This window comes from Streptococcus sp. CM6, from assembly GCF_000526095.1.
Taxonomy (GTDB): domain Bacteria; phylum Bacillota; class Bacilli; order Lactobacillales; family Streptococcaceae; genus Streptococcus; species Streptococcus oralis_BW.
On record NZ_JATS01000006.1, the window covers coordinates 75,373 to 99,003 of the forward strand.

24 protein-coding genes are annotated in these 23,631 nt (G+C 40.4%); 7 read left to right on the forward strand and 17 right to left on the reverse strand.

Features of this window, described 5'->3' with window-relative positions:
* Positions 1 to 96 precede the first annotated feature (96 nt).
* The 5 genes from HMPREF1516_RS01660 (at position 97) to lysS (ending at position 4,577) form a co-directional block, all read left to right on the forward strand.
* The gene (locus tag HMPREF1516_RS01660) at positions 97 to 897 is read left to right on the forward strand and encodes a glycoside hydrolase family 25 protein (RefSeq protein WP_033605653.1); all 801 of its coding nucleotides are present in this window, start codon (positions 97 to 99) and stop codon (positions 895 to 897) included.
* 105 nt (positions 898 to 1,002) lie between these two features.
* The gene (locus HMPREF1516_RS01665; protein ID WP_000493299.1) at positions 1,003 to 1,845 is read left to right on the forward strand and encodes a DUF368 domain-containing protein; all 843 of its coding nucleotides are present in this window, start codon (positions 1,003 to 1,005) and stop codon (positions 1,843 to 1,845) included.
* Positions 1,845 to 2,327 carry an aminoacyl-tRNA deacylase gene (locus HMPREF1516_RS01670; protein WP_033605654.1) on the forward strand — a complete coding sequence of 161 codons (483 nt, stop codon included), beginning with the start codon at positions 1,845 to 1,847 and terminating at the stop codon, positions 2,325 to 2,327. The genes HMPREF1516_RS01665 and HMPREF1516_RS01670 overlap by 1 nt, the downstream gene beginning before the upstream one ends.
* Complete coding sequence (locus HMPREF1516_RS01675; RefSeq protein ID WP_000780796.1) at positions 2,327 to 2,950, forward strand: histidine phosphatase family protein; 624 nt, start codon at positions 2,327 to 2,329, stop codon at positions 2,948 to 2,950. Before HMPREF1516_RS01670 ends, HMPREF1516_RS01675 begins: the two co-directional genes overlap by 1 nt.
* 136 nt (positions 2,951 to 3,086) lie before the next feature.
* Positions 3,087 to 4,577: a lysine--tRNA ligase gene (gene lysS, locus HMPREF1516_RS01680; RefSeq protein ID WP_000102434.1), complete on the forward strand. Its 1,491-nt coding sequence runs from the start codon at positions 3,087 to 3,089 to the stop codon at positions 4,575 to 4,577.
* 228 nt (positions 4,578 to 4,805) lie between these two features.
* On the opposite strand, the gene HMPREF1516_RS01685 is transcribed toward lysS, so the two are convergent.
* The 6 genes from HMPREF1516_RS01685 to HMPREF1516_RS01710 form a co-directional block, all read right to left on the reverse strand.
* On the reverse strand, positions 4,806 to 5,645 hold the full coding sequence (locus HMPREF1516_RS01685; protein ID WP_001080330.1) for an amino acid ABC transporter substrate-binding protein: 840 nt from the start codon (positions 5,643 to 5,645) through the stop codon (positions 4,806 to 4,808).
* A gap of 15 nt (positions 5,646 to 5,660) precedes the next feature.
* Positions 5,661 to 6,290, reverse strand: coding sequence for an amino acid ABC transporter ATP-binding protein (locus HMPREF1516_RS01690; protein ID WP_000891743.1), 630 nt, complete (start codon positions 6,288 to 6,290; stop codon positions 5,661 to 5,663).
* A gap of 10 nt (positions 6,291 to 6,300) precedes the next feature.
* Positions 6,301 to 6,942: an amino acid ABC transporter permease gene (locus HMPREF1516_RS01695; RefSeq protein ID WP_033605655.1), complete on the reverse strand. Its 642-nt coding sequence runs from the start codon at positions 6,940 to 6,942 to the stop codon at positions 6,301 to 6,303.
* A 137-nt stretch (positions 6,943 to 7,079) separates the two neighbouring features.
* Complete coding sequence (locus HMPREF1516_RS01700) at positions 7,080 to 8,309, reverse strand: tetratricopeptide repeat protein (protein WP_001065972.1); 1,230 nt, start codon at positions 8,307 to 8,309, stop codon at positions 7,080 to 7,082.
* Positions 8,299 to 9,465: an AI-2E family transporter gene (locus HMPREF1516_RS01705; RefSeq protein WP_000400303.1), complete on the reverse strand. Its 1,167-nt coding sequence runs from the start codon at positions 9,463 to 9,465 to the stop codon at positions 8,299 to 8,301. The genes HMPREF1516_RS01700 and HMPREF1516_RS01705 overlap by 11 nt, the downstream gene beginning before the upstream one ends.
* Before the next feature lie 116 nt (positions 9,466 to 9,581).
* Positions 9,582 to 11,558 (reverse strand): peptide ABC transporter substrate-binding protein, encoded by a 1,977-nt coding sequence (locus HMPREF1516_RS01710; protein WP_000745941.1) that lies wholly within the window; start codon positions 11,556 to 11,558, stop codon positions 9,582 to 9,584.
* Between the two features lie 176 nt (positions 11,559 to 11,734).
* Between HMPREF1516_RS01710 and HMPREF1516_RS01715 the strand changes: the two genes are divergently transcribed.
* The gene (locus HMPREF1516_RS01715; RefSeq protein ID WP_000665598.1) at positions 11,735 to 12,748 is read left to right on the forward strand and encodes a lactonase family protein; all 1,014 of its coding nucleotides are present in this window, start codon (positions 11,735 to 11,737) and stop codon (positions 12,746 to 12,748) included.
* A gap of 43 nt (positions 12,749 to 12,791) precedes the next feature.
* On the opposite strand, the gene HMPREF1516_RS01720 is transcribed toward HMPREF1516_RS01715, so the two are convergent.
* The 11 genes from HMPREF1516_RS01720 to HMPREF1516_RS01765 form a co-directional block, all read right to left on the reverse strand.
* Positions 12,792 to 13,211, reverse strand: a complete 420-nt coding sequence (locus HMPREF1516_RS01720; protein ID WP_000940837.1) for a F0F1 ATP synthase subunit epsilon — start codon at positions 13,209 to 13,211, stop codon at positions 12,792 to 12,794.
* Between the two features lie 10 nt (positions 13,212 to 13,221).
* Positions 13,222 to 14,628 (reverse strand): F0F1 ATP synthase subunit beta, encoded by a 1,407-nt coding sequence (gene atpD / locus HMPREF1516_RS01725; RefSeq protein WP_000094371.1) that lies wholly within the window; start codon positions 14,626 to 14,628, stop codon positions 13,222 to 13,224.
* Positions 14,629 to 14,819: 191 nt separating this feature from the next.
* On the reverse strand, positions 14,820 to 15,698 hold the full coding sequence (locus tag HMPREF1516_RS01730; protein WP_000301227.1) for a F0F1 ATP synthase subunit gamma: 879 nt from the start codon (positions 15,696 to 15,698) through the stop codon (positions 14,820 to 14,822).
* A 15-nt stretch (positions 15,699 to 15,713) separates the two neighbouring features.
* Positions 15,714 to 17,219, reverse strand: a complete 1,506-nt coding sequence (gene atpA / locus HMPREF1516_RS01735) for a F0F1 ATP synthase subunit alpha (protein ID WP_000996624.1) — start codon at positions 17,217 to 17,219, stop codon at positions 15,714 to 15,716.
* 14 nt (positions 17,220 to 17,233) lie between these two features.
* The gene (locus HMPREF1516_RS01740; protein WP_033605656.1) at positions 17,234 to 17,770 is read right to left on the reverse strand and encodes a F0F1 ATP synthase subunit delta; all 537 of its coding nucleotides are present in this window, start codon (positions 17,768 to 17,770) and stop codon (positions 17,234 to 17,236) included.
* Positions 17,770 to 18,264 (reverse strand): F0F1 ATP synthase subunit B, encoded by a 495-nt coding sequence (gene atpF, locus HMPREF1516_RS01745; protein ID WP_000558551.1) that lies wholly within the window; start codon positions 18,262 to 18,264, stop codon positions 17,770 to 17,772. Before atpF ends, HMPREF1516_RS01740 begins: the two co-directional genes overlap by 1 nt.
* A gap of 13 nt (positions 18,265 to 18,277) precedes the next feature.
* Positions 18,278 to 18,991 (reverse strand): F0F1 ATP synthase subunit A, encoded by a 714-nt coding sequence (gene atpB, locus HMPREF1516_RS01750; protein ID WP_000392855.1) that lies wholly within the window; start codon positions 18,989 to 18,991, stop codon positions 18,278 to 18,280.
* Between the two features lie 34 nt (positions 18,992 to 19,025).
* Positions 19,026 to 19,226, reverse strand: a complete 201-nt coding sequence (locus HMPREF1516_RS01755) for a F0F1 ATP synthase subunit C (RefSeq protein ID WP_001054552.1) — start codon at positions 19,224 to 19,226, stop codon at positions 19,026 to 19,028.
* 231 nt (positions 19,227 to 19,457) lie between these two features.
* The gene (locus HMPREF1516_RS09740) at positions 19,458 to 19,769 is read right to left on the reverse strand and encodes a CHY zinc finger protein (RefSeq protein WP_084647624.1); all 312 of its coding nucleotides are present in this window, start codon (positions 19,767 to 19,769) and stop codon (positions 19,458 to 19,460) included.
* Between the two features lie 14 nt (positions 19,770 to 19,783).
* Positions 19,784 to 21,070 carry a peptidase U32 family protein gene (locus HMPREF1516_RS01760; protein ID WP_000169122.1) on the reverse strand — a complete coding sequence of 429 codons (1,287 nt, stop codon included), beginning with the start codon at positions 21,068 to 21,070 and terminating at the stop codon, positions 19,784 to 19,786.
* A gap of 137 nt (positions 21,071 to 21,207) precedes the next feature.
* Complete coding sequence (locus HMPREF1516_RS01765) at positions 21,208 to 21,906, reverse strand: GntR family transcriptional regulator (RefSeq protein ID WP_000936178.1); 699 nt, start codon at positions 21,904 to 21,906, stop codon at positions 21,208 to 21,210.
* A 140-nt stretch (positions 21,907 to 22,046) separates the two neighbouring features.
* Between HMPREF1516_RS01765 and guaA the strand changes: the two genes are divergently transcribed.
* On the forward strand, positions 22,047 to 23,609 hold the full coding sequence (guaA, locus tag HMPREF1516_RS01770) for a glutamine-hydrolyzing GMP synthase (protein WP_000065695.1): 1,563 nt from the start codon (positions 22,047 to 22,049) through the stop codon (positions 23,607 to 23,609).
* Positions 23,610 to 23,631 lie beyond the last annotated feature (22 nt).

Sequence of the window (23,631 nt, forward strand, 5' to 3'; positions counted from 1 at the left end):
TAAACAAACAGAGAAATAGGGGAAAACATGCTAGTTCATTCATCTTTTCAACGTTTTCTTTGATTTTTTTATCTATTTACGTTAAACTAATTAGATATGAGAAAAGAGATTCATCCAGCTATTATTTTTAGTCTATTCACCATTGTTATAGCTATTTTAATCTTTAATAAACCAGCTTATGAAGACCATTCGGTCAAGTCAAAAAGCAACACTGTCCAAGTTGAAAACCAGGCCTTGCATAATCTTGATAAACCTATTATTGACATTTCTGGTTGGCAAAGACCAGAGGAGATAAACTACGATATTTTATCTCAAAATATTTCTGGAGCTATTGTTCGCGTACACAGTGGTACTCAACACACGGAAGCAAATGATGCAGCCTTTATCAACGGGGTCGATAAATCCTATAAAAATCACATTTCAGAATTTCAAAAGCGCAATGTTCCCGTAGCCGTCTATGCTTATCTAGCTGGTACGAACAAAGAAGAAATGGAAAAAGCGGCTGAAGTTTTCTACAATTCTGCTTCTCCATACAACCCTAGTTATTACTGGCTTGACGTTGAGAAAAAAACAATGGCAGATATGAATGACGGAGTCGAAGCTTTTCGAGCTAAGCTTGAATCGCTGGGCGCTAAAAATATCGGGATTTACATTGGTGTCTATTTCATGCAAGAACATAGCATCAATACGGAAAATTTCTCTGCCGTCTGGATTCCTTCTTATGGGACAGACTCAGGCTACTTTGAGGCCACACCCAATACTGATTTAGACTATGACCTCCATCAGTATACTTCCAAAGGAAAAATTGCAGGATTTGAACATCACCTAGACATCAATCTCATTTCTACTGATAAGGAAAAAGAAGAAACCTTCAGAAAGCTATTTTTAAGACCATAAAGCAAGTGAAAATCGCAACTTTTTCACTTGCTTTTTCATTTTTTTGCCGTCTGTGTTATAATTGATAAGACAGAGAAAGAAATTTATGAAATTGAGGAGTCTAATATGTTTTCATGGATTGCAAGAGTTATTAAAGGAATCGTCATCGCCTTAGGATTTATCCTACCTGGAATTTCTGGTGGTGTTCTGGCAGCGATTTTGGGGATCTACGAGCGAATGATTGGCTTTCTTGCTCATCCCTTTAAGGATTTTAAAGAGAATGTCCTGTACTTTATCCCAGTAGCTATTGGGATGTTGCTAGGCATTGGTTTGTTTTCTTATCCAATCGAGTATTTGCTAGAAAATTACCAAGTCTATGTTTTGTGGAGCTTTGCTGGAGCTATCATCGGTACAGTTCCCAGTCTCCTTAAAGAATCTACTCGAGAATCTGATCGTGATAAGATTGATCTAGTCTGGTTCTGGACTACCTTTATCCTTTCAGGTCTAGGGCTCTACGCGCTAAACTTTGTTGTTGGTTCTCTCAGCGCCAGTTTCGCTAGTTTCATCTTGGCAGGTGTTCTTTTAGCTCTAGGTGTCTTGGTGCCCGGTTTAAGTCCATCAAATCTACTCTTGATTTTAGGACTGTACGCTCCAATGTTAACTGGCTTTAAGACCTTTGATTTATTTGGTACCTTCCTTCCTATCGGGATTGGTGCAGGAGCAACTCTTATTATCTTTTCAAAATTAATGGACCATGCCTTAAACAACTACCACTCCCGTGTTTATCACTTTATTATTGGGATTGTGCTATCAAGCACCCTCTTGATTTTGATTCCAAATGCTGGAAGTGCTGAAAGTATCCAATACACTGGACTTTCCATCGTGAGCTATGTTCTCATCGCCTTCTTCTTTGCACTTGGCATTTGGCTTGGTATCTGGATGAGTCAATTGGAGGATAAGTATAAATAATGGCAAAAAAAGTAAAAATTAAAAAAACTCTTGTCGAGCAAATCTTAACCAAAGCAGGAATTGAGCACACAGGGATTCAAATCAATGCGCTTGAGGGAGAACTTCCTTCGGAATATGATCGAACACATATCTTTAAAACCTTGGCTCTGCTGGGGGACAAGACAGGCCCAATTATCGGAATTGTTCCCATAACGGAACACCTCGCTGAAAAAAAATTAGCAAAGGTTTCTGGTAATAAAAAAGTGAGTATGATTCCTCAAAAAGACCTAGAAAAAACGACAGGCTACATTCATGGAGCTAATAACCCCGTCGGCATTCGCCAAAAACACAACTATCCTATTTTTATTGATAAAACAGCTTTAGATTTAGACAAAATGATCGTCTCTGCTGGGGAAGTCGGGCATAGTATCATTATTGCTCCACAAGACTTGGCTAGCTTTGTGAAAGCAGATTTTGCAGATATCTTGGAGGAAGACAACTGATGAAACTCTATTTTGTGCGTCACGGCCGAACTATCTGGAATCTTGAAGGACGTTTCCAAGGTGCTGGAGGGGACTCACCTCTTCTTCCTGAGTCTATTGATACCTTAAAGGTGCTCGGTCAATATCTCAGCAACATTCCTTTCGATGAGATTTATTCAAGTGATTTACCAAGAGCGGTCAAATCTGCTGAAATTATCCAAAGTCAACTCCAGACGCAATGTCCTTTAGAGACTATTCCTGACCTGCGTGAATGGCAACTTGGCAAACTAGAGGGATTAAAAATTGCAACATTAGAGGCCATCTACCCACAACAAATCGAGGCTTTTCGTACAAACTTAGCTAAGTTCGATACAAGAATGTTTGAAGCGGAATCCCTCTACAGTACAACTCAACGTACCATTCAATTTATCAAATCTCTGAAGGGGAGTCAGGCTAAGAGAGTTCTAATCGTTGGTCATGGTGCAAATCTCACTGCTAGTCTTCGTACCCTTCTAGGTTATAAAGAGCCCCTTCTTCGAAAAGATGGTGGTTTAGCAAATGCTAGTCTAACAATTTTAGAAACCGAGGATTTTGAAACTTTCACTCTGGAAAGGTGGAATGACACTTCCTATCAAGGAAAATAATGGAACTTGATCTTAATGGTCAAGTTCTTTTTAGTTTTCAAAGAATATCCGTGAATTTCTTGACTATTTATGATAAAATGGGAGTATCGCAAAAAGACTCATCGTATCAAATTTTGAGTAAAATTAGGAGGATTTCATGTCTACAGAACATATGGAAGAACTAAATGACCAGCAGATCGTTCGCCGTGAAAAAATGGCTGCGCTCCGTGAACAAGGAATTGATCCTTTCGGTAAACGTTTTGAACGTACTGCTAACTCTCAAGAACTAAAAGACAAATTTGCAGAACTCGATAAAGAACAATTACATGAATTAAACGAAACTGCTACTATCGCTGGACGTTTAGTTAGTAAACGTGGTAAAGGAAAAGTCGGCTTCGCCCATCTTCAAGACCGAGAAGGTCAAATCCAAATCTACGTTCGTAAAGACGAAGTCGGTGAAGAAAACTACGAAATCTTTAAGAAGGCTGATCTCGGTGATTTCCTCGGTGTCGAAGGTGAAGTCATGCGTACAGATATGGGAGAACTTTCTATCAAGGCAACTCACATCACACACTTGTCAAAAGCACTTCGCCCTCTTCCTGAGAAATTCCACGGTTTGACTGACGTTGAAACAATTTACCGTAAACGTTACCTTGACTTGATTTCTAATCGTGAAAGCTTTGAACGTTTTGTCACTCGTTCAAAAATCATCTCTGAAATTCGTCGTTATCTAGATGGACATGATTTTCTTGAAGTGGAAACACCTGTACTTCACAACGAGGCCGGTGGTGCTGCTGCCAAACCATTTATTACACACCACAATGCTCAAAATATTGACATGGTGCTTCGGATAGCTCTAGAACTTCATCTCAAACGTCTAATTGTCGGTGGTATGGAACGCGTCTATGAGATTGGCCGTATCTTCCGTAACGAAGGAATGGATGCAACTCATAATCCTGAATTTACTATGATTGAGGTTTACCAAGCCTATGCCGATTTCCATGATATTATGGATTTGACAGAAGGTATTATCCAGCATGCTGCAAAGGCTGTCAAAGGTGATGGTCCAGTCAACTACCAAGGTACTGAAATCAAAATCAATGAACCATTTAAACGTGTTCACATGGTGGATGCTATCAAGGAAATTACTGGTGTAGACTTCTGGCAAGATATGACTTTCGAGGAAGCCAAAGCTATCGCTGCTGAGAAGAAAGTTCCAGTTGAGAAACACTACACTGAAGTTGGTCACATCATCAATGCCTTCTTTGAAGAATTTGTCGAAGAAACCTTGATCCAACCAACCTTCGTTTATGGGCATCCAGTAGCTGTCTCTCCACTTGCTAAGAAAAACCCTGAAGACGAGCGCTTTACTGACCGTTTTGAGCTCTTTATCATGACTAAGGAGTACGGTAATGCCTATTCTGAGTTGAACGACCCAATCGACCAGCTTAGCCGTTTCGAAGCCCAAGCAAAAGCCAAAGAACTTGGTGATGATGAGGCAACAGGTATCGACTACGACTACATCGAAGCTCTTGAATATGGTATGCCACCAACAGGTGGTTTGGGTATCGGTATCGACCGTCTTTGCATGCTCCTCACTGATACAACCACTATCCGTGATGTATTGCTCTTCCCAACAATGAAATAATACTCTTCGAAAATCTCTTCAAACTACGTCAGCGTTGCCTTGCCGTAGATATATGTTCCTGACTTTGTCAGTCTTATCTACAACCTCAAAACAGTGTTTTGAGCAGCCTGCGGCTAGCTTCCTAGTTTGCTCTTTGATTTTCATTGAGTATAAACCCTTATCCTCTGGTACTTGCCAGAGGATTTTTCGATACAAAAAGAGACTGAGGAAAAACTCAATCTCTTTTTCTTATTCTTGATTTTTAACTTGACTGGTTGCTACATCTTCCCCAAACCATTTCTGGCTGATTTCCTGGAATTTTCCTTCTTGGTATAGTGATACAAAGGCTTGATTCAGAGCAGCTAGCAAAGTTTTATCAGCAGGTCTAACACCCACTGCAAAAGCTTCACTTTCAAATCCAGCTGAAAAGACATTGTAGTCATTTAATATTCCTTCAGACTGGAGATAATAATTAGCATATACCCGGTCAATCAACAAGGCATCAATCCGATCATTTTTTAAATCAATCAAGGCTTCATTGAAACTTTGGTATTGATTAGCCTTCTGGTCTTTCACTCGATTCTTGAGTAGTTCAGGTTGTCCTTCAAAATTCAAATAGCCAGAAGATCCAGCCTGGGCCCCTAAAACTTTGTCAGTCATATCCTGAACTGAGTGGATATTTTGAGACTTTTTAGAGACCAAAACTTGTTGATTTTCCATGTAAGAAATGGTAAAAGCAACCTTCTCTTTCCGTTCATCTGTAGCTGTATAGCCATTCCAGATGGCATCAATGGTACCATTTTGTAGTTCGGTTTCTTTCATATCCCAATCGATGGGTTGAAATTTAATCTGAATTCCTAGCTTTTCAGAGACAGCTTGGGCTAGGTCAATATCAAAGCCCGCGTACTGGCCATTCTTTTCCTCAAATCCCATGGGAACAAAGGTATTGTCAAAGCCAATGGTAATGCTACCCTGCTTTTGATATTTGGCCCAATTATCCTGATTTGGATCACTTGCCTTCTGAGTACAAGCCGTCAGGAAGAAGCTAAAGAACAGAGCAAGTACAAGGGCAATTTTCTTTCTATTCATAGGCACCTCCTACTCTTACTTTGGATCAACCTTAAGGATCTGATCAGCAATGTTTTCCGCAAACTGCAGGTCGTGGGTAACAACAATCTGAGTCATCCCACGCTCTTTATTTTGAAGGATAAGTTTTTCTACTTCTAATCGCAACTCTGGATCTAAGGCTGATGTAGGCTCATCATATCCAATAATTTCTGGGTTTATCATCATAGCGCGTGCTAAGGCTACCCGTTGTTTTTGCCCACCTGAAAGTGAGAACGGAAAAGCATCTGCATGCCCTGCTAACCCAAGTTGTTCTAACAAACCACGCGCCTTCTTCTCAGCAACTTCCTTGTCCATACTCATCGTTTTTATGGGCGACAGAGTTAAGTTATCTAGAACTGACAAATGTGGAAAGAGTTGAAAATCTTGGAAAACAAATCCCAGAAGATTGCGCTTTTCTAGTTCGTCTATAGCTAGCGATTCGCCGTTATAGTAGATTTCTCCAGAATCGATAGTTTCCAATCCAGCTAACATACGTAATAAGGTTGTTTTTCCGCCTCCTGATGGACCTACGATTGCGAGGATTTGCTTTTCAGGAATAGATAGGCTGAAGTTGGTTAAGATTTGTTTGCCACCAAAGGCCTTGTTAATGTTTCGTAATTCTAACATAGCAATCCTCCTATCTGTAATAACTGTACTTCTTCTCAAGTTTTTTCGCTACAATGGTTACAAGACCAATCATAATCAAATAAATCGCTCCAGCTAAAAACATAGGCACAAGACTGGCATCTCGATTAGCTGCAGTCCGACTAGCCAAAATCAAATCTGAAATCCCCAAAGCATAGACCAAAGAAGTATCCTTGACCAGACTCATAATTTCATTAAAGACACTCGGTAAGACAATCTTTGTAACCTGAGGGAGGATGATGTAGCGAACTGTATCAAAGGAGCTAAATTTTAACACTTTTGCGGCTTCATACTGCCCTTTTGGAATGGTTTCGATCCCACCACGAAAGATTTCGGCAAAGTAGGCTGCATAGTTCAATACAAAAGCAATCACAGCAGCTGGCAAACGATCTAAACGTATCCCAACACTAGGGAGCACATAGTAAATAAAGATTAATTGCAAAAGCAAGGGAGTTCCTCGCATTACCCAAATATAAAGGTCAATGAGATAATGGAGGGGTTTCCAACGGACTTGCAAAGCAAAGGCAACGACAATACCTAAGGGAATTGAAAAAATTAAAACCAGAGCAAAGACTTGAAGTGTCATACTTGCACCGTTTAACAAACTTGGTAATATCTCAAACATATAAGACATACTGCACCTCCTAAAAATAATTGTTCCTATTATAGCATAAATAAACAATTTAGCAAGTCTTTTTGTAAAAAAATTCTATTTTTCAAAAAAAACGTATCTGCCAAATTGACGGATACGTTCTTTTAGAGAGATAACTTTTAAAGTGTTTCTAAGAGTTCTTGCATCTGAACATCATCTGGAACGAGTTTTAAATAAGCTTCAGCTTGCACTTTAGCTTCTTCAAAATATCCCAATTCACGTAGGAGATAAGTATACTGCTCCAGAAATTCAGGATTATCCTTGAGGTCAGACGATAGTTCCTGATAGAGTTCATAGGCCTTATCTAAATCCTCAATTTTCTGATAAGAACGGGCAATCATCCACTTGGTCAAGAGATTTTCAGGTTCTTGACTTTGGAGAGCAATGATATCTTCGTACCGCTCTTGTTCCATATAAATGGTTGCAAGGCGAAGGAAAATTTCTTCTGTATCCTCTGCATCATCCTTAGCAGTAAGGAGAAACTGCTCTGCAGCACTAGGATCATGCAATTCGTACGAGAACTGAGAAGCCGCTAGCAAGAGACGAGTCTCAAATGGATTTTTCTCCAGTCCTTTTTTAACGATACGAAGGGCCTCTTCCACCTGATGTTCCTTATGCAAGGCTTGACTATAACCATATTCATATCCTTCAAAATCTGGTGAAATGGTATCAATCTGCTTAAAGTAAAGAACAGATTTTTGATACTCTTCTTGGTCAAAGTAAAGACTAGCCAGTTCAAAGGCAGTTTGGTCATCATATTCTAATTCTAAAGCTTTTTCTAAGAATTCTGTTGCAGCTTCAAACTTACCTAACTGGGCATAAGCATAGCCAATTCGCTGATAAGTTGAGACGCCCGTTTGCTCATAGATAGAGCGATTGTCTAATTGAGCATAACCCTGAATAGCTTCCTGATAGTTCCCTAACTCGCTATCCAATTCAGCCAAACCAAAAACTAATAAGGGATCGTCTGAGTAATTTAAGGCTTCCAGTAACTTTTCTCGTGCTACATCTGTCAATCCTTCCAACTGATAGAGGTCTGCCTTCAAAGCCAAGGCCGATACATACCAGTCACTTTCAGGTTTGATTTCCTCAAGGTAAGCAAAGGCTTCCTCAACATTGCCATCCTCGCTAGCAATGCTAGCTAAGTTCAGATTCACTTCTGGAAATTCTGTAACGATATTTTGGTAAATTTCTTTTGCTTGAGGATAAAAGCCAATTCCCTCTAGATAGCTTGCTAGTTCATAGAGAACCTCACTTGAATCTGTTTCAAGGGCTTTGTGAAAATACTGATCCGCTTTGCTTAAATCTTGGTCATCCAAAGCTTGGAGCATGCGTTGACTATTGTTCACTCTTGATTTCCTCCCCTTCTTCTTCATACAAACCGCTGACTTTTTTATACCAGTTAAAGATAGCTGAGATAACGACCTTAGCAGAGGCATAGACAGGAATTCCCAGCAAAACTCCCCAAATACCAAACATAGACCCTGAAGTTAGGAGAACAAAGAGGACATTGATCGGATGGATATTTAGCTGACTACCTAAAATAAGTGGGGAAACGAAGCGACCCTCAATCGTTTGTTCAACAATAAAGACAATAATTACTTTTAAAAGCATAACAGGTCCTGCAATCAAGCCCAAAACCAAAGCAGGCAACATCGCTAGAAAACTACCTAGGTAAGGTACTAGATTGAGGATACCAGCCGTAATCCCCAGAGTCACAGCATATCTGAGATGAATAATCTTAAAGAAGATAATAAACATAATCGCCACTATAATAGCAACTGTAACCTGTCCTCTAACATAGTTTGACAACTGTTTATTAACATCTGACAAAACTTGTCCTACTGGTTCCTTTAACTTCGTGGGAATAAACTTGGTCAAATAATCTCGCAAACCTTTCCCATCGCGTAAAAGATAAAAGAGCATGAAAGGTACGATAATGACCGCTACAATAACCTGGGATACACTGCTGACAAAGGCACTCACCCAGTTAACGGCTTGGGAAGAGATTTTGCTCGCCCACATGGTCGCCTCAGTAGAAATATTGGCAAGAACCTGCTCCAACTGTGGTCTAAAATCATCTGGCAAGCGTTTGGTTACAAGATCATTGATCACCTTATCAGCATCTTCCAGGTATATCGGCACATTCTTCGCAAAATTTAAGACTTGGCGTTGCAGATTTGGAATAGCAACCGCCAGCCCCCAAATGATAAAGAGGCCAATTATAACAAAGAGAATACTAATGGCAAGAACACGATTGATTTTGTGTTTCTCCATCCAGTCAACAATCGGATTAAGGAGATAATAAAGTAAACCAGATAAAATAACTGGCAACATGACAACTCCTAGAAAATCTAAAACTGGTAAAAGAATAAAACTAATCTTACTTAGAATGAAAAGGTTCAAGCCCAGTAACAGGGTCACCAAGAATACAGTAATAGCTTTGTTATCTAAAAACCACTTGAAGAACCAAGATAGGCTAAAATGTTTCTCTTTATGTTCCATAAATACATCCTTTCTGTCATTCTCTCATTATACCATTTTTAGACTAAAATAACTCTTTTTTAAAGTGCTTACATAGATAGACAAAAAGAAAAATCTCCTCAATTGAGGAGATTTATTTAATCTTTAATATGACTTGATAGTTGTTTTTGGTATTCCTCGTTTGATTTTGCTTTTTCTTCAGCAAATTTCTTGCGGAATTCTTCCATTTCTTTACTTGTCACAATCTTATCTTGAATCTTCAGATATTTATAACTGTTTTCACCTGTTTTATCACCGACCCAACCATCTGCTCCTGTTCCTGGAACTTTCTTTGTAACAAGCATTTGGGCACCATCAGAGTTAACAGGGATGATCAAAGCACTATCTGTCAACCATGCTTGAGCTTTAGCATATTTTGAATAGCGTTTTTCGAGATCTGTTTTCTCACTGTTAGCATCATCAAGTAATTCTTTGTATTTATCCAATCCTACTGCCTTAATGGCTGAACTATCTGATCCTGGTGCAATACCAAGTGCTCCAAGAAGAGTTGGTCCAGATGTTGGATCAAATGCATCAAGATAGGTTGATGGATCTGCATAGTCTGGGCTCCATCCACTGTTTGGATTGATATCCCAGTCGATATTGTCTTTTGAAGTTGCAAGAACGGTCATACTTCCCAATTCATCATCAGAAACTTGTTGGATATCAACCACGACATTTTCAACTCCAAGAGCTTCCTCTATTGATTGTTTATACGATTGAGCTTGACGTACAAAATCCGTTTGAGTAGAGGATACTGGCAAGTCCAAATGAATAGGGAACTGAACACCGTCGGCTTGAAGAGTTTTCTTAGCCGCTTCAAGTTTAGTTTTAGCTTTATCTACATTATGAAGTGAATCTTGTGCATCATCTAAGCTAACATCGCTCCAAGCAGTATCCAACTTGTCAAGTTCTGTTTTTGTTACTTGACCAAAAGATTGATCCCCAATTTGAACAAATGTTGGAGGTGTAAAGCTAGTACGTAATTTACGAGGGGCAACTTCATCACCAAATACTTGAGAGACAGCAGCCTTACGATCTGCTCCAAAAGCCAAGGCTTGGCGGAAATCTTTGTTCAACAAAGCTTTCTTAGTAGATGTTTTTTCTTCGTCCGTTGTTTTAGAAGTATGGTTATAGGCTACACGGTCAATATTAGTTGAAATGTAGTAGCTACCTCCTCTTTGTTGACCATACACAATGTTGTCTTTGTATTTTTCTTTGAATCGCTCATAGTTTGCAGAATTCTTAAAGAGCGGAGCTGCTGGGTAGTGTCCTTCATCAAAACCACGACCAAGAGAGTCTGCATCTTGACCATCAAAGAAGGTCAATTTTATATCATCAATGAAGACATTTCCTTTATCCCAATAGTTTTGGTTTTTTGTCATCTCGATTGAAGATTTCGATGTGAGACCTTTCAGAAGGTAAGGACCATTGTATAGAATACTTGTAACATCAGTAGGTTTACCAAAATCATCCCCTTTAGAGGCTAAAAAGTCTTCATTGATTGGTGCTAAAACACCCATCGTTGTCTTGGAATTCCAGAAAGATTCAGGATTATTAAGCGTATAAACGAGTGTATAATCATCTGTCGCCTTAATTCCAACAGTAGAAAAATCATCTGTTTTCCCGTTAATATAATCATCCAACCCTTTGATTGAATCCTGTACAAGATAGAGGGCTTGTGATTTCTTAGCGACAGCATGTTTCAAACCTGTCACGAAATCCTGAGCCTTTACTTCACCATATTCTTCGCCTTCATTAGTGTACCACTTAATTCCTTTCCGGATTTTATAGGTGTAAGTCAAACCATCTTTAGAAACACTCCAGTCCTCTGCTACAGACGGTACAAGATTTCCATATTGGTCATTCTCAAGCAAACCATCAATGACATTCCCAGTCACCTGTTTGGTACTGGAATTTCCAGAAACTGTGTAGTCCAAAGTTGCGGGATCCGATGAGAAGACATAAGTATAAGTCACAGGTTGGTTGGCATTTTTACCACCAGACGAACAAGCTGCTAGTAGTGCTGATGACAATACTGCTACTGCAGCCGTTAGAAAAATACGTTTTTTCATAAAACACTCCTTTAAATCAAATATATGATTATTATATCACTTTGATTTTTGAAAGCAAGGTAAAAACTAAATAAATCTCCCTAAGATGTTTTCTGTAATTTTCAAAAAATGATGAAAGTCAGTTAAGAATTTCATTTTGTGGTATAATAAATTTATCATTATTAAGAGGTATGGACATGAAAGAAACTGTTTATTTTGGAACTTACACTCGTCGCTTATCTAAAGGGATTTACAAGGCAGATTTTGATACAGAAACAGGCCAGCTTGCAAATCTTGAACTCTTTGCTGCTGAACCAAGTCCGACCTACCTTGCCTTTGACCAACAGCAACACTTATACACCGTAGGGAGCCAGGATGGCTTAGGTGGAATCGCTGCTTACAAGACAGATGGCGCTTTGCTAAATCATGTGGTTGAAGAAGGCGCTCCTCATTGTTATGTGGCAGTGGATGAAAAGCGTGATCTCGTTTATGGGGCCAACTATCATAAAGGTCAAGTTCTGGTTTATAAACGTCAAACGGATGGTAGCCTCATCCAAACGGATCTGGATCAGCATAGTGGACAAGGCCCTCATGAAAACCAAACTTCCCCACATGTACACTTTACAGATCTAACACCTGACCAGTATCTCGTCACATGTGATCTAGGTACGGATGAAGTAACGACCTACGATGTTAGCCCAGAAGGAAAACTAAGTAAACTCTATACTTATCATAGCCAAGCTGGAGCAGGTGCTCGCCATATCGTTTTCCATCATCATTATAAGATTGCCTACCTCATCTGTGAACTCAACAGTACCATTGAAGTCTTGATTTACGATGGTGTTGGTGAATTTGAACGCATGCAAGTCATTTCGACTTTGCCAGATGGATATGAGGGATTTAATGCTACTGCCGCCATTCGTCTTTCAAAAGATGGTAAATATCTCTATGCATCAAACCGAGGTCATGATTCCATTGCTGTATTTAGCATCCTAGCTGATGGTAGTCTGGAGTTATTAGAAATTGTGCCCAGCCACGGACAAAATCCGCGCGATTTCAATCTTACTCCTGACCAAGAATTTCTAATTGCAGTTCACCAAGATTCAGATAATGCAACCGTCTTTAAACGTAATCCCGAAACTGGTCGATTAGCTGAGCTTTCTAACGATTTCCAAGTTCCCGAAGCTGTTTGCATCACATTTAAACATTAATGTAAAATAAAAATGAACTCGCTTAAGCAAGTTCATTTTTATTTTACAGTTTATTTCCGACATTGATACGGTTAATGGCACGTTGTAAAGCAACCTTAGCTCGCCGTTCTTGGTCAATCAAGTGTTTATCTTGTGCTTCTTCAATCTCACGTTCAGCACGAAGTTTAGCACGTTGGGCACGGCTAATATCGATATCACGAGCACGTTCTGCTGAGTCTGCTACAATAGTAATGATGTCATTGGCAATCTCGATAATTCCTCCGTTCACTGCAATCCAGTTCACATGAGTATCGTCATCGATTCGTTTTACCTTTACTTCATCAACCGCTAAAACCGCAATCATATTTTCATGTCGTGGCAAGATCCCCATCTCACCATCCAGAGTTCGTACCGATACAAAGCTGGCATGGTGATCATAGACGAGGCCATCTGGTGTCACGATCTGGACAGTTAAATGAGCCATAGATCACCTCTTAAAATCCCATTTTCTCAGCTTTTGCAATCACATCTTCGATTGAACCGACACCACGGAAAGCATCTTCTGGTAGATGGTCATGTTTTCCTTCAAGGATTTCCTTAAAGCCGCGAACTGTTTCCGCCACTGGTACATAAGAACCAGGTTGGCCAGTAAATTGTTCGGCAACGTTAAAGTTTTGAGACAAGAAGAACTGGATACGACGGGCACGAGCAACCAAAGTCTTTTCTTCATCAGAGAGTTCATCCATACCAAGGATAGCAATGATATCTTGCAATTCATGGTAACGTTGAAGGACACGTTTGACCTCAGCAGCAACTGCATAGTGCTCCTCACCAACAATCTCAGGTGCCAAGGCACGAGAGCTTGAAGCCAGTGGATCAACGGCTGGGTAGATACCCAACTGTACCAACTTACGTTCCAAGTTTGTTGTTGAATCCAAGTGAGCGAAGGCTGTTGCTGGCGCAGGGTCAGTATAGTCATCCGCTGGCACATAGATAGCCTGGATAGAGGTTACAGATCCCTTCTTGGTTGATGTGATACGTTCTTGCAATTGACCCATTTCCGTAGCAAGTGTTGGTTGGTAACCAACGGCTGAAGGCATACGACCCAAAAGGGCAGATACTTCTGAACCAGCTTGAGTGAAACGGAAGATATTATCGATAAAGAGAAGCACATCTTGGCCTTCTACATCACGGAAGTATTCAGCAATTGTCAAACCAGTAAGGGCAACACGCATACGTGCTCCAGGTGGTTCATTCATCTGACCAAATACCATGGCTGTTTTCTCGATAACACCTGATTCTTTCATTTCCCAGTAAAGGTCGTTCCCTTCACGAGTACGTTCCCCAACACCAGTAAATACTGAAATACCACCATGTTCTTGGGCAATGTTGTGAATCAATTCTTGGATCAAGACAGTTTTACCAACTCCGGCACCACCGAAAAGTCCAACTTTACCACCTTTTAGGTAAGGGGCAAGAAGGTCGATAACCTTGATCCCTGTTTCCAAGATTTCAGATGAGGTAGACAATTCATCAAAAGTTGGAGCTTTCTTATGAATTGGCTGACGCTCAGCGTCTTCAGCGAAAGGAGCATCCAAGTCAATGGTATCTCCCAAAACGTTGAAGACACGTCCCAAAGTTTCTTTACCTACTGGCACAGAGATTGGACGGCCCGTGTCCAAAACTTCCATTCCACGAGTCAAACCATCTGTTGATTCCATGGCGATGGTACGAACCATACCATCACCCAACTCCAAGGCTACTTCAAGGACGATTTTTGTTTTTCTTTCGTCATTTTTGTAGACGACAAGTGCATTATTAATCTCAGGAAGTGTTTCACCTGCTGCGAACAAGACGTCAACAACGGGTCCAATAACCTGAGCAATTTTACCTGAACTCATCTCCTTCTCCTATTCTATATAAGATACTATCGGTTCCTAGCTCAACTAGGTCCTAATACTCTTCGAAAATCAAATTCAAACCACGTCAGCGTCGCCTTACCGTACTCAAGTACAGCCTGCGGCTAGCTTCCTAGTTTGCTCTTTGATTTTCATTGAGTATAAGTTCATTTTAATACGAGGGAGGCAAAGCCTTATTCTAAGGCACTAGCCCCCGCTACAATTTCTGTAATTTCTTGTGTAATCGCCGCCTGTCTGGCACGGTTATACTGAATTGTCAAATCATTGATAACTTTCTTGGCATTATCAGTCGCCGTTTGCATGGCTGTCATACCTGCAGCATTCTCAGCTGTCTTGGCATCGATGATAGCCCCGTATATCATACTTTCTGCAAACTGTGGCAACAACTGCTCTAGAATCTCATCACGACTCGTTTCCAACTCAAAGGTCAAGCTATACTCTTCATCCGCTTCATTTGGATCTAAGTCAACGATTGGAAGCATTTGTTCTACACGCATTTGACTTGTGAGAGTATTGACATGATGATTGTAGCAGACGTATAATTCATCAAAAAGTTCGTTTTGATACATTTCAATCGTTTTTGAAATAATTTTACGAACTTCATCAAAACTAGGTTGATCTGCCAAGCCACGTAGTTCATAGATTGGCTGAATACCACGAGCCTTAAAGAAATCAGCTCCCATCCCACCGATACAGATGATCTCAAAACCTTTACCATCTGGATGGTATTCATCTTTCAACTCCATAACGGCTTTAAGGATGGAAGCATTATAACCTCCAACCAAGCCACGGTCTGAAGTGATAACGATATAGCCTGTTTTCTTAACTGGGCGACTGATGAGCATCGGATTGGTTGAACCACCAGATCCGTTACCATGCAGAATATCCGTCAAAAGCTTACGAACTTTCTGAGCGTAAACTTGGAAGTTGCGCGCTGCTTCTTCAGAGCGACCTAGTTTAGCAGCCGATACCATTTGCATGGCATTAGTGATTTGACTAGTATTTTTTGTTGAGGCGATTTTTGTTTTAATATCATTTAGAGATACTGCCATCTGACACCTCTATTCTTATTGGAAGCTGGATTGATTGAGAAACTCTGTAATCGCAGCATCCAAGACTGCCTCTTCTGGCAAGTCTTTTGTTTCACGAATAGTTTCCAAAATCTCTGGATGTTGTGCATCAAAGAAATCATGAAACTCTTCCTCAAAACGAACAATGTCATCTACAGGAATCGTATCCAAGAAACCATGTGTCAAAGCATAAAGAATGGTTACTTGTTTCTCAACAGGTAATGGTTTATGAACTGGTTGTTTCAGAACTTCAACGGTACGACGTCCACGATTTAACTTAGCTTGAGTAGCCGCATCCAGATCAGAACCAAACTTAGTGAAGGCTTCCAACTCACGATATGAAGCAAGGTCGATACGAAGTGTACCAGCAACCTTCTTCATAGCTTTGATTTGTGCAGAACCACCTACACGAGATACTGATGAACCCGCATCGATGGCTGGACGAATACCTGCATTGAAGAGACCATCGCCAAGGAAGATTTGACCATCTGTGATTGAAATCACGTTAGTTGCGATATAAGCAGAGATATCTCCTGCTTGTGTCTCGATAAATGGTAGAGCTGTGATTGAACCACCACCAAGTTCATCAGAAACCTTAGCTGAACGCTCAAGCAAACGGCTATGAAGGTAGAAAACATCCCCAGGGAAGGCTTCACGACCTGGTGGACGACGAAGCAAGAGGGAAAGTTCACGATAAGCGACCGCTTGTTTTGAAAGATCATCATAAACGATCAAAACATGCTTCCCTTGGTACATAAACTCTTCTGCCATAGCAACCCCAGCATAAGGAGCTAGGAAGAGCAATGGAGAAGGTTGTGAAGCAGAAGCTGTCACAACGATTGTGTAGTCCAAGGCACCGTACTGACGAAGTGTCTCAACTTGCGTACGAACAGTTGACTCTTTTTGTCCAATCGCTACATAGATACAGATCATATCTTGACCTTTTTGGTTCAAAATAGCATCAATAGCGATCGTTGTTTTCCCTGTCTGACGGTCACCGATAATCAACTCACGTTGACCACGACCAATCGGAACAAGGGCATCAATAGCTTTCAAACCTGTTTGCAATGGTTCTGATACAGACTTACGTTGCATAACGCCAGGAGCTGGCGCTTCTACTGGACGAGACTTATCAGTATGGATTTCTCCAAGACCGTCAACTGGACGACCAAGCGGGTCGACAACACGTCCAATAAGACTCTCACCAACAGGAACTTCCATGATTTTACCTGTACGACGAATGGTATCGCCTTCACGGATATCTGTAAAGTCACCTAAGATGATAATCCCAACGTCTGTAGACTCCAAGTTTTGCGCCATCCCATAAGAGCCATTTTCAAAAATCAACAGCTCTCCACTCATGGCATTTTCAAGGCCGTGAGCACGCGCAATTCCGTCCCCGATATAGGTTACAACACCTGTTTCCGATACATCAAAATTGGGTTTGAAATTTTCAATTTGTTGCTTAATTAAAGCGCTGATTTCTTGTGCGTTAATTGCCAAAAGAACACCACTTTCTATTTCAAATTTTCTTTAACAACTCGAAGTTGTTGTTTAATACTCACATCAATTGTCTTGTGATTAGCAAAAATGACAAAACCACCAATGAGTCCTTCATCAATTTGTTCTTTGACGCTCCGCACTTTCAGAGACATTTTTTTCTCTATCAATGGGAGCAGACGTTCCCTCTGTTCATCTGTTAAAGGATGGGCTGAAGAAATCGTGACTACAAAACGATTGGTCTCTTTTTCAAGGCGATTCAAACAATCAACAATGATATCATAAAAAAGATTTGCTCTGTGATTGTAAACCAGAACCTGAATAAAGTTTTGCATTAAAGGTGACACAGAGTCTTGAAAGAAACGAACTGTTTTTTCCTTATCTGACTCATCAACTGCTACCTGAGCTAAAAAAGAAGGTAAGCCCGTTTCTTCTGCGACTTGCTTGATTTGATCCAAGTCTGAAAAAATCCGGTCCTCTTCTCCTTTTTCAATCACTAATTGGACAAAAGGCATGCTGTATTTTTCAATTACCTTTGCTGTTTTCTTGTCCATTAGGCTTCTCCTAGCTGATCGATATACTGATCAATGAGTTCCTTATGGGCATGACTGTCAAGGTTTTGTGAGATGATTTTTCCAGCTAGACTAACTGTCAAATCTGCCACCTCGCCCTTAACACTTTGTAAAGCCTCAGCTTTGTTTTGCGCAATTTCTTGGTTAGCTTTTTCTTTCAAGCGACCAGCTTCTAGCTTAGCTTCAGCCAAAATATCTGATTTACTCTTTTCAGCTGTCTCTTTAGCATTTTCAATGATAGTTTTAGCTTCACTACGACTACCTGCTAATTCATCTTCGCGCTTTTGAGCAAGAGTCTCTGCTTTTTGACGAGCTTGTTCAGCGCCATCAATATCAGCAGCAATCTTTTCAGCTCGTTCTTCAAAGATACTTGTCAAGTTTGACCACGCGTATTTTTTGACTAAGACGACCAAAAGGATAAAAGAGCCAGCGATTAAAATAAAGTTACCAATCAATTCACCTACTGTTACGTGCATCATTTACTCCTTTCTACTCTTCATCATTAATTTTATTTCCTAGATACATTGAAGACAAGACTGTGAATACATAGGCCTGAACACAGGAAATAAACACAGAGAATGCCGTCCAGACAAGATTGGTAACAAATGCCACTGGATACCAATAAAGAGCCTGATGAGAAAGAGTAATAAGCAAGCTTGCCATCACTTCTCCGGCAAAGATATTCCCGAACACCCGCAAAGCAAGTGATAGGAAATTCGTGACTTCTTCAAGGAGATTCATCGGTGTCATGAAACTTGGGGTAATAAAACCTTTCAGATACTTTTTAACACCACGGCGACGAATTCCTTCTATATGGGTCATCAGGATAATTCCAAATGACAAAGCCAAGTCAAACTGGAGATTTGCAGTTGGCGATGTCCAAAGGTTTGTCCCATCTGTAGTTTGAAGTTTCGCCATCAAACCAAGATTGTTTGCGATAACCATAAAAAGAAATAAACACAAGTAAAAGAGTGAGTAATCTTTCATGTACCGAGAACCTACGTTGGGTTCTGTAAATCCGACTACAAAGTCATAGAGATACTCTAGTACATTTTGCTTTCCTTTGGGTTTCACAGTCATATTACGACTTGCCCAATAGATAAAGCCAAAAATCAGTGCCACAGACAACAAAGTCAATGCTGTCAAGGTTAAATCAAAGGTAACAGGACCAATATTGATGGTTGGATTGATACTTTCTTCCATCTAGAATCCTCCCTTTTCCATTTTATACTTCTCTTTATTTGATGATAAATGAAAATACGAGAGTTACAAAGAATGTTCCTTCGATAAAGGCAATCCCCATGATCATCAAACTACGCAATTGTGGGATGATGTCTGGTTGGCGAGCTGCAGACTTGAACAAACCGTTCATCAAAAATCCTTCTGCAAGAGATACACCCATACAGGCAAGACATAGACCGAAAAATGTTAAATTCATGATGAATTCTCCTTTTATTTAAAATTTACTTACTTAGTTTAGTCCTAAAATTTGTTTTTGTCAACTTTTTACTTACGTTGGAAGCGTTTCAGATGATTTATTTCTATTTTTGCTATTTTTATACTACTGTATAGATAAGTTTCTCATTTTATGATGAAATGTGTCCCCACTTTTTCTATATTTTCCGAAATAAATTGAAAAATCCAAGTTTAGAACTTGGATAGATCCATTTTATCTGAAATAGTAGGAATAGTGTTGTTTACACCCTGGATTAAATGGAGATTTGCAATGAGGACAGGATATCTGCTTTTGATATTCTTGAAATGTTATTGTCCTCTTACAAGCCCCACATAAAATCGGTCGATCCTCCGCAAGCGTCAAGGGGTAAGGTGAAAACACATGCGTTTCTATAGCATTGTGGCACTGATAGCAAGCATAATATTTTTTACACTCATAGCACTGAAGAGAAACGATGTCCTTTTCGTTATGATAATGAATACATCTACTCTCATCATCAACTAACAATCCTTGCGCTTGAATCATTCACTTTTCCTTATCTAGGCACGAACTGTGACGCTGGTTCCATCTTCCTTATAGAGATTGATAAGACCTTCCTTGAGAGCGCGGACCATGTCCCCTGCTTGAACAGGTTGTGGAACCTTAATAGTCAATAGTTCCATTGGATTTGGAGCACGGTCGATTTTATTGCCCTTGGCATCATGAAGGTCTTCGATATAAGTCTCAAAATGACGGAAACCTGGTCCATAAAACTCGACTTGATCTCCTTCGTTGATGACATTCCGTTGACGAATGGTTGCTGTCTGAGTTGCTTCATCATAAGCTACCACTTCAGCAACAAACTTGTATTCAGGGATTTTACGACGTGCACCAAACAACTGTTCATTTTCTGTAGGTGTACTATAATAGAAACCTGTTGCCAATTCACGTTGGGCAACCTTCCACATCTCATCTACCAGGTCCTGTTTGATAGCTTCAAATTTTTCTGGGCTTTCAAGGTAAGCATCCACAGCCGCCTTGTAACAGTTGGTTACTGTTGAAACATAGTGGATTGACTTCATACGACCTTCAATTTTTAGACTATCTACACCATTTTCAATCATATCTGGGATATGGTCAATCATAGACATATCAACGGCTGACATTGAAAATTCTTCTGGAATTTCACCTTTCAGACTCTTACGTTCTTGACCAAAAGGCATGTCGTAAAGGTCGTATTTCCAACGGCAAGACTGTGAACACCCCCCACGGTTGGCATCGCGCATACTCATGTGATTTGAGAGCGTACAGCGTCCTGAGTAGGAAATACACATAGCTCCATGGACAAAGGCCTCAATTTCTACATCAGTACGTTTGCGAATCTCTGCCAATTCTGCCATTGAAACTTCACGGGCCAAAACTACGCGAGTTAAACCAAGCTCTTTCCAGAACTCAAGAGTTTCATAGTTCGTCGCACTGGCTTGAGTAGAGAGGTGGATTTCAAGACCTGGCGCTTCAGTTGCTGCAATCATGATCAAGGCTGGATCTGACACGATAACTGCCGCAATCCCAATGTCTCGCAACTTACGGAACCACTCGCCAGCCCCAGCTTCGTTTCCTTCGTGCATAACCATGTTGGCAGCTACATAGACCTTGGCACCATACTTGGCAGCGAACTGCACACCTTCTTCCATCTGTTCAAAAGTGAAGTTTCCTGCACGGCTACGAAGACCATAAGCTTGTCCACCTATAAAAACAGCATCAGCTCCATACCGAACAGCCACTTTTAGCTTCTCTAAAGTCCCTGCAGGCGATAAAACCTCAGGACGTTTTAATGTTTTTGTCATGTTTTCTCCTATTTGCAATATAAAAGTTTGACGTTTTTCCTTCTCATTTTATAGTAAATAAAGGATAAAATCAAGCCTAGACAGATTGTTTTGACAATTCTAATCTTTTAAGAAAACAAAAAACTAGCCTTTCTAAACTAGTTATTTTCAAGATAAAATTCAAAGCGTTCGCCCACGTATTGACTCTTTACATATTCGAAAGCTGTCCCATCTTCAAGATAAGAAACCTGAGTCAAAGCTAAAATGGCATGCCCCTTTTCAACTTCCAGATAGTGAGCAATTTTTTCCTTAGCTAATCTCGCATAAATAGTCTGTTGGGATTTGCCAATCCGGTAGCCATGCTGCTGCAAGGTTTGAAAGAAGTGACTGGTGATTTCTTCTTTTTTGAAATCCTTAATGAATTTCTCAGGAATGGATGCGACTTCATAGACTAGCGGAACTTGGTCAGCGTAACGCACCCGTTCCATGCGGATAATATTCTCTGTTGGAGTAATCCCCAGCTTAGCGACCTCTTGCTCATTTGGAATGGTTCTTCTGTAAGAAATGAGTTGGCTGGAAGGTACTTTCCCCTGAGATTTGACAATCTCCGTAAAACTAGTCGTTCCCCGCATTTTTTCTTGGACACGAGTGCTAGAGACAAAAGTCCCACTGCCTACACGACGCTCCAAAACTCCTTCCTCAACCAAGAGAGAGATAGCTTGGCGTAATGTCATCCGGCTAACTTGAAACTGTTCAGCTAAATCTCGCTCACTTGGAAGTCTCTCACCAATTTTCCAATGATGCTCATCTATATCCTTCTTGATCTGATCGTGGATTTTCATATAAGCTGGTAACATGATTCTCACTTCTTTTCTTTATTTTCTCCATTGTACCGTATTTACTAAGAAAAAGTCAAACTTTGCCTTGTTTAGTTGGTAATTCGCCCCTATTTGTGATAAAATATTGAAAAAGATATTTCTTTTGAGAAAGGAAAAAGATGAGCAACATTTCAACTGATTTGCAAGATGTCGAAAAAATCATCGTGCTGGACTATGGTAGCCAATACAACCAGCTGATTTCACGCCGTATTCGTGAAATTGGTGTTTTTTCTGAGCTAAAAAGTCACAAAATCTCAGCTGCAGAGGTTCGTGCGATTAACCCTGTAGGGATCATCCTCTCTGGTGGACCAAACTCTGTATACGAAGATGGTTCATTTGATATTGACCCAGAAATTTTTGAACTTGGTATTCCAATTTTAGGAATCTGCTATGGTATGCAACTTTTAACTCATAAACTTGGAGGAAAAGTTGTCCCTGCAGGTGATGCTGGTAACCGCGAGTATGGCCAATCACCACTTACCCATACCACTTCTGCCCTCTTTGAAGGGACTCCTGAAGAACAGATTGTTTTGATGAGCCATGGCGATGCGGTTACAGAGATTCCTGCTGATTTTGTTCGTACTGGAACTTCTGCTGACTGTCCTTATGCAGCTATTGAAGACTCAGAAAAGCACATCTATGGTATCCAATTTCACCCAGAAGTTCGCCATTCTGTATACGGGAATGATATCCTTCGCAACTTTGCCCTTAACATCTGTAAAGCTAAGGGTGACTGGTCAATGGACAACTTTATCGATATGCAGATCAAGAAAATACGTGAAACTGTAGGTGACAAGCGTGTTCTTCTCGGTCTATCAGGTGGTGTTGACTCTTCTGTTGTTGGAGTTCTTCTCCAAAAAGCGATCGGCGATCAATTAATCTGTATCTTTGTAGACCACGGTCTTCTTCGTAAGGGAGAAGCTGACCAAGTTATGGATATGCTTGGTGGTAAGTTCGGTTTGAATATTGTCAAAGCTGATGCTTCAAAACGTTTCCTTGATAAACTTGCAGGTGTTTCTGATCCTGAGCAAAAACGTAAAATCATCGGTAATGAGTTTGTTTATGTCTTTGATGACGAAGCAAGCAAGCTAAAAGATGTGAAATTCCTTGCCCAAGGAACACTATACACTGACGTTATTGAGTCTGGTACAGATACTGCTCAAACCATCAAATCACACCACAATGTTGGTGGTCTTCCAGAAGACATGCAGTTTGAGCTGATTGAACCATTGAATACCCTCTACAAGGACGAAGTTCGTGCCCTTGGTACAGAGCTTGGTATGCCAGACCACATCGTATGGCGCCAACCATTCCCAGGACCAGGGCTTGCTATCCGTGTCATGGGTGAAATCACTGAAGAGAAACTAGAAACTGTTCGTGAGTCAGACGCTATTCTTCGTGAGGAAATCGCTAAAGCTGGTCTGGACCGTGATATTTGGCAATACTTCACAGTTAATACAGGTGTTCGTTCAGTCGGTGTTATGGGTGATGGTCGTACTTACGACTACACAATCGCCATTCGTGCCATTACTTCTATCGATGGTATGACAGCTGATTTTGCCAAGATCCCTTGGGAAGTTCTTCAAAAGATTTCTGTCCGTATCGTAAACGAAGTAAACCACGTTAACCGTATCGTCTACGACATTACAAGTAAACCACCCGCAACTGTAGAGTGGGAATAAACCAATCAAACACAAAAGAACT